This window comes from Streptomyces sp. NPDC018045 (assembly GCF_044327445.1).
Taxonomy (GTDB): Bacteria; Actinomycetota; Actinomycetes; order Streptomycetales; family Streptomycetaceae; genus Streptomyces.
In genome coordinates this window covers 86,171-99,346 of record NZ_JBIRFL010000018.1, presented here as the reverse complement: position 1 = coordinate 99,346, position 13,176 = coordinate 86,171, and the positions used below count along the sequence as shown (strand labels likewise).

The following is a 13,176-nucleotide window of genomic DNA, read 5'->3' as shown; positions in this document are numbered from 1 at the left end:
GCCTCACCCCGTCCCGTCCCGCCCCCATCTCGCCCCGTCCTGCCCCGCCTCGCCCCGTCCTGCCTTGCCTCACTTCCAGCCCCCCCGCCCCCTCCCAGAGCCACCACGTCCACCGAGCCCACCGGAGCTACCGGACTCCCCGGCCCGCCAGGGCCACCGGGGCCAGGTCATTCAATGCCCAACGCCCTCATAGACGCCCCACGCGGGCGCCCCACCCAGCCCCCGGCCCTCGCCCCAGGCCTCGGCACCCCCCGCCTACCATGGCGGGCGTGCAGCCGAACTCCGAGTCCCCCACGCCCCACTGCCCCATCGACCGATCGCAGCGTCGCGGCAGCGACCGCGAGATCGAGACACTCGCCGCATTCGACCGCGTCCTGGCCGCGGGCAGCCTCCGCGGCTATCGCGTCCAGTCCGTGGACCTGACCGGCCGCACCTCCGCCCTGCTCGGCACGCCGGCCGCCGACGCCGTATTCCTCGGCTGCCGAATGGAGCCGGAGGCCGCCGCGAGCGTGCGCGCGGATGGCGCTCTGGTCTTCCCGCCGATACCGGATCTGCCCTTCGACCCGTACCGCGCCGGTCTCTACTCGCCCGGCGAACTCTTCGAGGCCCTCGCCACGGACACCGGCTACCCGGCCACTCCCGACGCCCAGGCCTACGACTGGTACCAGCGGACCATGTCGGACGGCGACGTCTTCGCCTCCATGCTGCGCGGCATCCACGACGACGCCATCTCCGACGCGCTGGACGAGCACCTCGCCGGCGCCCGCGTCGTCGGCATCATGGGCGGGCACGCGCTGGAACGCGGTTCCGACGCGTACGCCGGCGCGGCCCGCCTCGGGCGTCAGCTCGCCCGTACCGGCCTGACGGTCGCCACGGGCGGCGGCCCGGGCGCGATGGAGGCCGCGAACCTCGGTGCGTACACCGCCCCCTTCGACGACGCCATGCTCGACGAGAGCCTCGCTCTCCTCGCCAAGGTGCCGCACTTCAGCCCCTCGGTGACGGACTGGGCGCGGGCCGCCTTCGAGGTACGCGACCGTTGGCCGGACGGCGGCGACTCGGTCGGCATTCCCACCTGGTTCTACGGGCACGAGCCGCCGAACGCCTTCGCGACCCACGTCGCCAAGTACTTCGTCAACGCGGTCCGCGAGGACGGTCTCCTGGCGCGTTCCAACGCCGGAGTCGTCTTCCTGCCCGGGGCGGCGGGCACCGTGCAGGAGATCTTCGACAACGCGACCCCGAACTACTACGGCTCGCGGGGTGAACCGACCCCGATGGTCCTCGTCGACCGTGTCCACTGGACCGAGAGGCTGCCGGCCTGGCCGCTGCTGCAAGCGCTTGCCGCGGAGCGCGCCATGTCCGACAAGATCGCTCTGGTCGACTCGGTGGAACAGGCTCCGGAGGTGCTGGCCCGCCTCACGGACACTCCCGCTTCCGCTCCCGGAACGGGCCCGACGGCCTGACGGCTTGGCGGCTTGGCGGCTTGGCGGCTTGGCGGCTTGGCGGCTTGGCGGCTTGAAACGAACGAACCGCCGGAAGCCAGGGGCAGCTCGCCGACCGGCTCGTTGCGCCCCGCCGGAAGGTACCCGCCCGGTCCGGCCACCGGCCTGATGCGTCCTTTCCTTCCGCCCCGGATGCATCTGTCTGACCGTCCGAGGCAACTCCCGTCCCCGAATCCACGTCTGGCTAGCCAGGTAATGCACAGGTAAATCCATGCAGTGCGCGAACGGAGTTCTTGGTGGTCATCGGTCTTCTGACGGCGGTAGCGGCCTCGGTCTGCTACGGCACGGGGTCGGTCCTGCAAGCGGTGGGATCGCGCAAGTCCGCGCGCCGGGAGGCGGCTGCCGCGTCCACGACCGGCGTCACCCAGCATGGCGGGCCCAGCCTCTCCTCCACCGCCAAGGCTGCCGTGACGTGGGAGTTCATGGTCGGCACGGTGCTGGACTTCGTGGGGTTCGGCCTCGGCGCGCTGGCCGCCCGGCTGCTGCCGCTGTTCCTCTCGCAGACGGTCATCAGCGCCAACCTCGTGATCACCGCCGTACTCAGCATCAAGCTGCTCGGCATCCGGCTGAACCGGCCCGAGTGGGCCTCGATCGCCGTGGTCTGCTCGGCGCTGGTCCTGCTGGCGACGGCGGCCGGGCCGGAGGGCGGCGGTGACGCGTCGACGACCACGCATTGGTGGCTGCTCGTCGCCTCGATCGTGCTGATCGGCGGGGGCACGCTGGCCGTCCGACTGCTCGGCAGCCGCGCCGCGATTCTCGCCGGTCTGCTGTCCGGCCTGGGCTTCGGCGCGCTCGGTGTCGGAGTACGCGTACTGAGCGGCGTCGACCCGTTCCACCTGCCCACGCTCTTGGCCGACCCCGCCCTCTACGCCATCCTGGTCGCCGGGATCGGCGGGATGTACCTGCACACGGTGGCCCTACAGATCGGTTCGGTCAACGGCGCCACGGCGGCGCTGGTGGTGGGCGAAACGGTGGTGCCGGGCATCCTCGGCGTGCTGTGGCTCGGTGACTCCTCCCGCCCGGGCTTCGCGTGGGTCGCCGTACTCGGCTTCGTCGTCGCGGTGGCCGGCGCCGTCGCGGTCGCCTGGTTCGGCGAGCCGGAAGACGGCTCCGCCGCCGGATCGCCCGACGCCGCGGCGCCAGGCGCGGCGGGCGCCCCGGACGGGGCCCCGGGCGGCCGCTCGCACGCCCCTGGTGCGGCGACGGCGTCCACCGAGGGAGCGAAGGCACTGGTCGGGCAGCCGGCGAGCAGCGGCGACGACCGGTCCGGTACCGAGCAGGCCGACCCGGCAAGCAGCCGCACCAGCTCGTCTTAGGGCGGCCTCAGGCCCCACCCCTCACGACCCACGACCGTCCCTCCCCCCGGGGCCACGCGTGGCCCCGGGGGGAGGAGCATCCGCACGAGGGAGTCGGCGACCGCACATGGACTGTTGACTGCGGCCGTCGAAAACCGCCCCGTGCCTGCACGAAGATGGGCCTGCGCAACCGGGCTCGGGTGGGTGCTCCTCGCGTACGGACTCGGCCTGGTGGTGCGCAGGCCCAGCGGCTGACGCCCCGGTGAGCGCCCGATGGGCTGGCCCCGCGGGCAGTCCAGTCACCGGGGCCCCGCGCCCCGCCCGTACAACGCCGCCCGTCAGCGGTCCAGCACCACGATGTCTTCCGCCGCGAAGCGGACGCCCACCCGCTCCCCGTCCTCCGGGGCGTCGCGCAGCGCGCAAGCGGCCTCCACCTGCGGGCCGCCCGCAGGCTGGAGGAGGAGCGTGACGTGGGTGCCGCGGAAGGTGCGGGCCACGACCGTGCACGGAAGCCCTTCCGTCGCGGTCGTGATCCGTACCCCGGCCGGGCGGACGAGCAGTCGGCACGGACCGTCCGCCGTGCCCTCCGGCACGGGCAGCTTGCCCCACGCGGTGTCGGCGGACCCGCCCCGTACGGTCGCCTCCACCACGTTGTCGAAGCCGAGGAAGCGGGCGACGAACTCGGTGGCGGGACGCTGCCAGACCTCCAGCGGCGTGCCGCTCTGCGCGATCCGCCCCTCCTGCATGACCACCACCCGGTCGGCCAGGGCGAACGCCTCCCCCTGGTCGTGGGTCACCGCCAGCACCGTCGTGCCCAGCTCGCCGAACACCCGCCGCAGTTCTACGACCAGGCGTTCCCGCAGACCGCGGTCGAGCTGGCCGAGCGGTTCGTCCAGCATCAGCAGCCGGGGCTGCGGCGCGAGTGCCCGGGCCAGCGCGACCCGCTGCTGCTCGCCGCCGGACAGCGCCGCGACGGCGCGCCGCTGCGCGCCCGGAAGGCCGACGAGGTCCAGAAGGCCGGCCACCGTGCGCTCCTGCTCGGGGCGGGAGGCACCGCGCATGCGCAGGCCGAAGGCCACGTTGCCGCCCACGTCGCGCTGCGGGAAGAGCTGGTGGTCCTGGAACATCAGCCCGACACCGCGCCGGTGCGTCGGTACGCCCGACTGGTCCCGGCCCTCCAGGAACACGCGTCCCGCGTCGGCGGGCCGCAGCCCCGCGACGACCCGGAGGAGGGTGGACTTCCCGCTGCCGCTGGGCCCCAGAACGCAGACGATCTCCTGCTCGGCGACGTCCAGACGCACCGCGTCCAGCGCGGGCGGCTGCCCGTCGCGGAAGCGGACGGTGACGTCCTCCAGCCGCAGCAGCGCCTGGTCCGTCGCTGTGTCAGCGTGTTCCGCCATCTAGAATTCTCCGGCCTGATCGGTACGGATGCGCTCCAGCGCCAGCAGCGCGCCCGCGCACACCACCATCAAGATCGTGGACAGCGCCATCGCCTGCCCGTAGTTGAGTTCTCCGGCGCGTCCCAGCAGCCGCGCGACGGCCACCGGCAGCGTCGGGTGGTCCGGCCGTGCGATGAAGACCGTCGCGCCGAACTCGCCCAGCGACACGGCGAAGGCGAATCCCGCGGCGACCAGCAGGGCCCGCCGCACCAGCGGCAGGTCGACCTCGCGCCACACCCGCCACGGCGAGGCCCCCAGCACCGCCGCCGCCTCGCGCAACCGCTCGTCCACGGCGCGCAGCACGGGCAGCATGGTGCGTACGACGAAGGGGACACCGACCAGCGCCTGGGCCAGTGGCACCAGCCACCACGACGACCGCAGATCGAGCGGCGGCTCATCGAGAGTGATCAGAAAACCGAAGCCGACGGTCACGGCCGAAACCCCGAGGGGCAGCATCAGCAACGCGTCGAACCCCCGCACCAGCCTGCCGCCCCGCCTCGTCAGCGCGGCGGCCGCCAGCCCGCCCACCACCAGGGCGATCAGGGTGGCGGCGGCGCCGTAGGCGAGCGAGTTCCCCAGGGCGTTCAGCGGGGCGACGGCGAAGGTGCTGTCCATCGAGGCGGCGGACCGCAGCGCCCGGTAGAAGACCAGTCCGTAGCCGTCCGGCCCGGCGAAGGAGCGCTCGATCAGCACCACCAGCGGAACCACCAGCAGCAGCGTGATCACGGCGAGCGTCCCCCACAGCAGTGCCCACTGGCCGGCGCCGCGAGGCCGCCGCACGGTCTGCGCCGGGTCGACGAGCGTGAGGGTGGCCTCCCGGCGCCGTACGGTCCAGGCGTGCAGGGCCAGCAGGGCCAGTACGGCGGCGAACTGCAGCATGGTGAGGACGGCGGCCGTGGGGAGGTCCAGGAAATCGGCGGTCTGCCGGTAGATCTCCACCTCCAGCGTGGAGAACGTCGGGCCGCCCAGAATCTGCACCACCCCGAAGGAGGTGAAGGTGAAGAGGAAGACCATCAACGCGGCGGCCGCGACGGCCGGCGCCAGGGCGGGCAGCGTCACCCGCCGCCAGGCGCCCCAGCGGGACGCCCCGAGCACCCGGGCCGCTTCCTCCTGCCGCGGGTCGAGCTGCCCCCAGAGGCCGGCGACGGTCCGTACGACCACGGCGTAGTTGAAGAACACATGCGCCAGCAGGATCGCCCACACCGAGGTGTCCAGCCGTACGCCCCACAGGTCGTCCAGCACCCCGCCACGCCCGACCAACGCCAGGAACGCCGAGCCCACCACCACCGTCGGCAGCACGAACGGCACCGCGACCACGGACCGCAGCAGTTGCTTTCCGGGGAATTCGAAGCGCGCGAAGACATACGCGCCGGGGAGCGCGATCAGCAGCGTGAGCCCGGTCGAGGCCGCCGCCTGCCAGACGGTGAACCACAGGACATGCAGAACATCCGGGTCGGAGAGCACCTCCCCGGCCCGGCCCAGCCGCCACTGCCCGCCGTCCTTCAGCCCGCGCCCGACGATCGCGGCGACCGGGTAGGCGAAGAACAGTGCGAAGAAGGCGAGCGGCAGGGCCATCAGGGCGAGCCGCGTGGCCGTGCCCCGTGCGCGGCGTGCCCGCTTCTCGGCGCCGGCTACTTCAGGACGAGCGAGGACCACTGCTTGATCCACTGTTCGCGGTGCTCGGTGATGTCCTCCGGAGCCACCGTCTCCGGCTTGTCGATCTTCTCGCCGTACTTGGTGAACAGCTCCGGCAGCTTCGCGTCCCTACGCGCCGGGTTGACGAACATCTGGAGCGGTACGTCCTCCTGAAACTCCTTGCTCAGCAGGAAGTCCAGCAGCGCCTGGCCGCCCTTCTCGTTCTTGGCGCCCTTGAGCAGGCCCGCGAACTCGATCTGCCGGAAGCAGGTGCCGGTCGCGACTCCGGTCGGGGCCTCCTCGGGCGCGGGCTTCTTGCCGAGCACCTCCACGGGCGGGCTGGACGCGTAGGAGACCACCAGGGGCTTGTCGCCCTTGCCCTGACCGGCCGCCGAACCCGAGAACCGCTCGTTGTAGGCCTGCTCCCAGCCGTCGACGACCTCCACGCCGTTGTTCTTGAGCTTCTTCCAGTAGTCCTGCCAGCCGGACTCGCCGTACTTGGCGATGGTGCCGAGCTGGAAGGCGAGCCCCGGCGACGACGTGGCGGAGTTCTCGGTGACCAGCAGCCCCTTGTACTCGGGCTTGAGCAGGTCGTCGAAGGTCCGCGGCGGTGCGATCTTGTGCTCCGCGAAGTAGGCCCGGTCGTAGTTGACGCAGGTGTCGCCGTAGTCGACCGGCGTCACCCGGTGTTCCGCCTTGTCGAGCTGCAGTTCCTCGGGGACGCTCGCCAGCCCCTTGGTCTGGTACGGGCTGAAGAGCCCCTCCTTCAGGCCGCGCGACAGGAGCGTGTTGTCGATGCCGAAGAAGACGTCGCCCTGGGGGTTGCTCTTCGAGAGGATCGCCTGGTTGACGGCCTTGCCCGCGTCCCCGCCCTTGAGGACGTCGACCTTGTAACCGGTCTGCTGGGTGAACTTCGCCAGCACGGACTTGGAGACGTTGAAGGAGTCGTGGCTGACGAGCGTGACGGTCTTCGGGTCCTTGCCGCCGCCGCTGCCGCCCGAGCCGCATGCGGCGAGCGCCGTCATGCCGGCCGCGACGGCCAGCGCCGTGACGGCGATCCTTCTGGTGGTGCTCACTGGATTCCTCCTGGCTGGCCAGGAAGAGACGCGGCCCCACCCGGCGCTGCACGGAGCAGTCCGGATGGGGCGCAACAGCATGAGTGACGACCGAACTTCCTACCCGGAATGACCCGGGCGAGGTTCAAGGGTCTGCGGCACCTCGGTGTCCGTGACGCTCGGTCCGTGACACTGCCGCACTCTCAGCGCTGTGGCGCTCCCCTGTCGGAATGTGCATTTGTTCGATCACACAGTACCAGCGGGCCCTCAGCGCTCCGAGGCGGCGAGCTGCCCGCAGGCGCCGTCGATCTCCTGCCCGCGCGTGTCGCGGACGGTCACCGGCACCCCGTGCGCGGCGATGGCCTCGACGAACGCCTTCTCGTCCTCGGGACGCGACGCGGTCCACTTCGAGCCGGGCGTCGGGTTCAGCGGGATCAGGTTCACGTGGACGCGCTTGCCCTTGAGCAGACGGCCCAGGAGGTCACCACGCCACGCCTGGTCGTTGATGTCCCGGATCAAGGCGTACTCGATCGAGATCCGCCGGCCGGACTTCTCCGCGTACTCCCAGGCCGCGTCCAGCACCTCACGCACCTTCCAGCGCGTGTTGACCGGGACGAGGGTGTCACGCAGCTCGTCGTCGGGCGCGTGTAGCGACACCGCGAGCCGGCACTTCAGGCCCTCGTCCGCGAAGCGCAGCATCGCCGGGACGAGACCGACCGTGGACACCGTGATGCCACGCTGCGACAGGCCCACCCCGTCCGGCTCGGGGTCGGTCAGCCGCCGGATCGCGCCCACGACCCGCTTGTAGTTCGCCAGCGGCTCGCCCATGCCCATGAAGACGATGTTGGACAACCGGGCCGGCCCACCCGGTACCTCACCGTCGCGCAGCGCCCGCATGCCGTCGATGATCTGGTGAACGATCTCTGCGGTGGAGAGGTTCCGGTCCAGGCCGGCCTGCCCCGTCGCGCAGAACGGGCAGTTCATGCCGCACCCGGCCTGCGACGAGATGCACATCGTGACCCGGTCCGGGTAGCGCATCAGCACGGACTCCACGAGGGTGCCGTCGTGGAGCTTCCACAGCGTCTTGCGGGTGGTGTCGTCGTCACAGGAGATGTGCCGCACCACACTCATCAGCTCGGGCAGCAGCTCCGACGCCAGCTTCTCCCGCGCCGCGGCCGGGATGTCGGTCCACTCCGCCGGGTCGTGCGCGTACCGCGCGAAGTAGTGCTGCGAGAGCTGCTTGGCGCGGAACGGCTTCTCACCGGCCGCGGCCACGGCTTCGCGCCGCTCGGCGGGGGTGAGATCGGCAAGGTGCCGCGGGGGCTTCTTGGCTCCGCGCGGCGCGACGAAAGTGAGTTCTCCGGGCTTAGGCATGGTTCATCCAGTGTCGCAGACGTACGAAGTGACGATCGCCGACGCGATCCGCGGGCGCTCCCGGGACGTACGTAGGGCCCGCCACGCGGAGTGGCGGGCCCTACGTACGTCCGGAAAACCGCTGGTCAGCCGGAGCCGACGAAGATCACGTACAGCAGCCAGACGATCGGGGCGGTCGGCAGCAGGGAGTCCAGGCGGTCCATGATGCCGCCGTGGCCGGGCAGCAGCGTGCCCATGTCCTTGATGCCGAGATCCCGCTTGATCATGGACTCGCCGAGGTCACCGAGCGTCGCGCTGGCCGCCACGGCGATACCCAGGAGCAGGCCCTGCCACCAGACGCCGTCCTTGATGATCAGCTCCATGCACAGCGCGCCCGCGACCATGGCGAACAGCACCGCGCCCAACAGCCCCTCGCGGGTCTTGCCGGGGCTGATGCGCGGGGCGAGCTTGTGCTTGCCGAAGCGCCAGCCCACCGCGTACGCGCCCGTGTCGCTGACGACGGTCAGCAGCAGGAACGTCAGGACGCGCTGCGGTCCGTCGTCGGCGGCGAGCATCATCGCCACGAACGTCGCCAGGAACGGCACGTAGAACGCCGCGAAGACGCCTGCCGTGACGTCCCTAAGGTAGTTGTCGGGAGCCTCCGTCATGCGCCATACGAGGGCGGCGAGCGCGGTGAGCGCCATCGCCACCCACGCGCCCTCGGCGCCGCGCACGTAGCCGGCGACCACCATCGCCGTACCGCCGAGCGCCAGCGGGACCAAGGGGACCTTGACGTCCTTGCGCTCCGCCAGCCGCGAGGTCAGCTCCCACAGGCCCACGACCACCGCGATGACTATCACGCCCACGAACAGCGGCTTGTAGACGAAGAGCGAGAAGAGGATGACCGCGCCGAGGCCGACGCCGACCCCTATGGCGGCCCGGAGATTACGTCCCGCGCTCTTCTTCTGCGGCTTGTGGGGTTGCTGTGAGCTGTCGGGCCCCGGCAAAGAGGTGGGCATGGGCTCCTGCGGCTGTTCGTCGCGGAACGAGGGGCCGCTCAGCCGAGCGGCCCCCCTGTCGTCCCGGTGGTCCCGGACGTCGTCCAGAGAGCTCCGGTCGTCGTCCTGGTGTCCGCCTGCGTCGGGCACGATGGGCATGGGGCGAGTCTGCGCCGCCGCGCCCCAGTCGTGCACGGGACCCGCCGAACCGGCGGGCCCCTGGTCGGGTGGTCCCCATTGACCGGCTTGGCCGACGCCAGGCGGGGCCCCCCAGGATGACTCGTTCATCAGACCTCGAGGAGCTCGGATTCCTTGTGCTTGAGGAGCTCGTCCACCTGCGCGACGTACTTCGCGGTGGTGTCGTCGAGCTCCTTCTCCGCACGGCGCACCTCGTCCTCGCCGGACTCCTTGTCCTTGACGAGCTTGTCGAGGGTCTCCTTGGCCTTGCGCCGGATGCTGCGGATCGAGATCTTCGAGTCCTCGGCCTTGTTCTTGGCGACCTTGATGAACTCCCGGCGGCGCTCCTCGGTGAGCTCCGGGAAGTTCACGCGAATGATGTGGCCGTCGTTGCTCGGGTTGACGCCCAGGTCGGAGTCCCGGATCGCCTGCTCGATGTTGCGCAGCGCGCTCTTGTCGAACGGGGTCACCACGGCCATCCGCGGTTCGGGCACCGAGAACGACGCCAGTTGGTTGATCGGCGTCATGGCGCCGTAGTAGTCCGCCACGATCTTGTTGAACATCGCCGGGTGCGCACGTCCGGTGCGAATCGCGGCGAAGTCCTCCTTGGCGACCACGACGGCCTTCTCCATCTTCTCCTCGGCCTCGAGGAGGATCTCTTCGATCACCACTTGCTCCTGGTCTTTTCGGTAAGAAGCAGAGCCTCGCCCCTGCCGCGCGTCTTCTCCTGCACGGTGTCCGACCGGCAGGCCATTGTCCATCCCCGTGCCGAGGTCTTCCCCCGGCCCGGGGTTGCCGCCCGTACGGAGCCCCGCCCGTACGGCAATTCGGCAGTTGGTGCCGTCAGGCCCGGGTGCCCTGATCGCTGACGAGCGTGCCGATCTTCTCACCCTTCACCGCGCGCGCGATGTTGCCCTCGGCGAGCAGCTCGAAGACGAGGATCGGAAGCTTGTTGTCACGGCAGAGCGTGATGGCGGTGGCGTCGGCGACCTTGAGATCGCGGGTGATGACCTCGCCGTACTCCAGGGCGTCGAACTTCACCGCGTCCGGGAACTTCTTGGGGTCGGCGTCGTAGACCCCGTCCACCCCGTTCTTGCCCATCAGCATGGCCTCGGCGCCGACCTCGAGGGCGCGCTGGGCCGCGGTGGTGTCGGTGGAGAAGTACGGCATGCCCATGCCCGCACCGAAGATGACCACGCGGCCCTTCTCCATGTGGCGGACGGCGCGCAGCGGAATGTACGGCTCCGCGACCTGCCCCATGGTGATGGCGGTCTGCACCCGGCAGTCGATGCCCTCCTTCTCCAGGAAGTCCTGGAGGGCCAGGCAGTTCATGACCGTACCGAGCATGCCCATGTAGTCCGAGCGGGCGCGGTCCATGCCGCGCTGCTGCAGTTCGGCGCCGCGGAAGAAGTTGCCGCCACCGATCACGATGGCGATCTCGTAGCCGTCGCGGACCACGGCTGCGATCTCGCGGGCGATGGCGTGCACGACATCGGGGTCGACACCCAGTCCGCCGCCGCCGGCGAACGCTTCGCCCGACAGCTTCAGCAGGAAGCGTCCCTTCCCGTCACTGTCGGCTTTGTGGGCTGTGTCCGCGCCGTCGGCACCCTGATTCATCACGCTCTCCTCGTGCACATACGAAGAAGGCCATTGCCGGGGGTCTGGGTCAGATCCCTGTACGGCAATGGCCTCCTCGTCACATCTGCGGCCGGCCGGTACGCGGCCGACTGCGTACGACCCTAGCGGGGCCGTAGGTCATTCGCTGGCCTTGGCGACAAGGCTCACGGCTGGGCTCAGGCGCCGACGCGGATGCGCGCGAAGCGCTTCAGCGAGACACCGGCCTCTTCCAGGACCTTCTCGACGGACTTCTTGTTGTCCTTCGCGAAGGGCTGCGCGAGCAGCGTGTTCTCCTTGAAGAAGCCGTTGACGCGACCCTCGACGATCTTCGGGAGGGCGGCCTCGGGCTTGCCCTCCTCGCGCGAGGTGGCCTCGGCGACGCGACGCTCGTTCTCGACGACGTCGGCCGGGACGTCCTCACGGGTGAGGTACTTCGGCGCGAACGCGGCGATGTGCTGCGCGACGTCCTTGGCGGTCTCGGCGTTCTCCTTGTCCAGCTCGACCAGGACGCCGACCTGCGGCGGGAGGTCGGGCATGGTGCGGTGCATGTAGGCGGCCACGTAGCCACCGGAGAACTGCGCGAAGCGGTCCAGAACGATCTTCTCGCCCAGCGTGGCGTTGGCCTCGTCGACGTACGCCTGGACGGTCTTGCCGGCCTCGATCTCGGAGGCGAGCAGCGCCTCCAGGTCGGCCGGGGAGGTGGCGGCGACGTGCGCGGCCAGCGCGTTGGCGACGGCCAGGAACTTCTCGCCCTTGGCGACGAAGTCCGTCTCGCACTTCAGCTCGAGCAGAACGCCGGAGGTCTTGTCCTCGGAGATGAGGGAGACGACGGCACCGTTCTCGGCCGAACGGCTCTCGCGCTTGGCGACGCCCTTCTGGCCCTTGACGCGGAGGATCTCCACGGCCTTGTCGACGCTGCCCTCGGCCTCGTCCAGGGCCTTCTTGCAGTCCATCATGCCGGCGCCGGTGAGCTCACGGAGCTTCTTGACGTCCGCGGCGGTGTAGTTCGCCATGGTCTGTGTATCTCTTCTCGAAATCTCGACAGTCGAAAGATCTACGGGTGGACGGCGGGGGCGGCGCTCGTCGCGCGCTCCCCCCGCCGTCGTCAACCGGTCGTGCGGCGTCAGCCCTGCTCGGCAGCCGGCTTCTCGGCCTCGGCGGCGGGCGCCTCGGCAACGGGAGCCTCAGCGGCGGGGGCCTCGGCAGCGGGAGCCTCGGCAGCGGGAGCCTCGGCGGGCTTGTCCTCGGCCTTGGCGGCGTCGTCGGAGTCGGCCTTCTTGTCGCCCTCGAGCAGGTCGCGCTCCCACTCGGCGAGCGGCTCGCCGGCCTTCTCGCCCGGCTTCTGGTCGCCGGTGGCGACGCCGGAGCGGGCGATGAGGCCCTCGGCGACGGCGTCGGCGATCACGCGGGTGAGCAGGGTGACGGAGCGGATCGCGTCGTCGTTACCCGGGATCTTGTAGTCGACCTCGTCCGGGTCGCAGTTCGTGTCGAGGATCGCCACGACCGGGATGTTGAGCTTGCGCGCCTCGCCGACGGCGATGTGCTCCTTCTTGGTGTCCACGATCCAGACGGCGCTGGGCACCTTCTGCATCTCGCGGATACCGCCGAGGGTCTTCTCCAGCTTGGCCTTCTCCCGCGAGAGGACCAGGAGCTCCTTCTTGGTGAGGCCGGAGGCGGCCACATCCTCGAAGTCGATCTGCTCGAGCTCCTTCAGGCGCTGCAGGCGCTTGTAGACGGTCGAGAAGTTGGTCAGCATGCCGCCGAGCCAGCGCTGGTTCACGTAGGGCATGCCCACGCGGGTCGCCTGCTCGGCAATGGCCTCCTGGGCCTGCTTCTTGGTGCCGACGAACATGACCGAGCCGCCGTGGGCGACGGTCTCCTTGACGAACTCGTAGGCGCGGTCGATGTACGACAGCGACTGGAGCAGGTCGATGATGTAGATGCCGTTGCGCTCCGTGAAGATGAAGCGCTTCATCTTCGGGTTCCAGCGGCGGGTCTGGTGCCCGAAGTGGACGCCGCTCTCCAGCAGCTCCCGCATCGTGACGACGGCCATGGCCGTACTCCTCGTGTTACTCGGTTCCACTGCGGCCGGGCGGCCGCGGTGCCTG

11 protein-coding genes and 1 riboswitch are annotated in these 13,176 nt (G+C 70.5%); of the genes, 2 read left to right on the top strand and 9 right to left on the bottom strand.

Features of this window, described 5'->3' with window-relative positions:
- Positions 1-269 precede the first annotated feature (269 nt).
- Both ACH4EB_RS29005 and ACH4EB_RS29000 read left to right on the top strand, forming a co-directional pair.
- A complete protein-coding gene (locus tag ACH4EB_RS29005) occupies positions 270-1,460 on the top strand; it encodes an LOG family protein (protein ID WP_398350845.1) in 1,191 nt (396 codons plus the stop codon).
- A gap of 275 nt (positions 1,461-1,735) precedes the next feature.
- Complete coding sequence (locus ACH4EB_RS29000; protein ID WP_398350844.1) at positions 1,736-2,815, top strand: hypothetical protein; 1,080 nt, start codon at positions 1,736-1,738, stop codon at positions 2,813-2,815.
- Between the two features lie 317 nt (positions 2,816-3,132).
- Here the strand turns inward: ACH4EB_RS29000 and ACH4EB_RS28995 are convergent, their stop codons facing one another.
- The 9 genes from ACH4EB_RS28995 to rpsB all read right to left on the bottom strand — a co-directional run bounded on the left by ACH4EB_RS28995 (position 3,133) and on the right by rpsB (position 13,121).
- Positions 3,133-4,194: an ABC transporter ATP-binding protein gene (locus ACH4EB_RS28995; RefSeq protein ID WP_398350842.1), complete on the bottom strand. Its 1,062-nt coding sequence runs from the start codon at positions 4,192-4,194 to the stop codon at positions 3,133-3,135.
- Positions 4,195-5,808, bottom strand: a complete 1,614-nt coding sequence (locus ACH4EB_RS28990; RefSeq protein WP_398350893.1) for an ABC transporter permease — start codon at positions 5,806-5,808, stop codon at positions 4,195-4,197.
- 56 nt (positions 5,809-5,864) lie between these two features.
- Complete coding sequence (locus ACH4EB_RS28985; RefSeq protein WP_398350841.1) at positions 5,865-6,944, bottom strand: thiamine ABC transporter substrate binding subunit; 1,080 nt, start codon at positions 6,942-6,944, stop codon at positions 5,865-5,867.
- Between the two features lie 78 nt (positions 6,945-7,022).
- A riboswitch (TPP riboswitch) is annotated at positions 7,023-7,157 on the bottom strand.
- Between the two features lie 33 nt (positions 7,158-7,190).
- Positions 7,191-8,297 (bottom strand): 23S rRNA (adenine(2503)-C(2))-methyltransferase RlmN, encoded by a 1,107-nt coding sequence (gene rlmN, locus ACH4EB_RS28980; protein WP_398350839.1) that lies wholly within the window; start codon positions 8,295-8,297, stop codon positions 7,191-7,193.
- Positions 8,298-8,422: 125 nt separating this feature from the next.
- A complete protein-coding gene (locus ACH4EB_RS28975; protein WP_398350837.1) occupies positions 8,423-9,562 on the bottom strand; it encodes a phosphatidate cytidylyltransferase in 1,140 nt (379 codons plus the stop codon).
- The gene (gene frr / locus ACH4EB_RS28970; protein ID WP_030017375.1) at positions 9,562-10,119 is read right to left on the bottom strand and encodes a ribosome recycling factor; all 558 of its coding nucleotides are present in this window, start codon (positions 10,117-10,119) and stop codon (positions 9,562-9,564) included. Before frr ends, ACH4EB_RS28975 begins: the two co-directional genes overlap by 1 nt.
- A gap of 175 nt (positions 10,120-10,294) precedes the next feature.
- The gene (gene pyrH / locus ACH4EB_RS28965) at positions 10,295-11,068 is read right to left on the bottom strand and encodes a UMP kinase (protein WP_030017377.1); all 774 of its coding nucleotides are present in this window, start codon (positions 11,066-11,068) and stop codon (positions 10,295-10,297) included.
- A 176-nt stretch (positions 11,069-11,244) separates the two neighbouring features.
- Positions 11,245-12,081: a translation elongation factor Ts gene (gene tsf, locus ACH4EB_RS28960; RefSeq protein ID WP_398350835.1), complete on the bottom strand. Its 837-nt coding sequence runs from the start codon at positions 12,079-12,081 to the stop codon at positions 11,245-11,247.
- A 110-nt stretch (positions 12,082-12,191) separates the two neighbouring features.
- Positions 12,192-13,121, bottom strand: coding sequence for a 30S ribosomal protein S2 (gene rpsB / locus ACH4EB_RS28955; protein ID WP_398350834.1), 930 nt, complete (start codon positions 13,119-13,121; stop codon positions 12,192-12,194).
- Between the last annotated feature and the right edge of the window lie 55 nt (positions 13,122-13,176).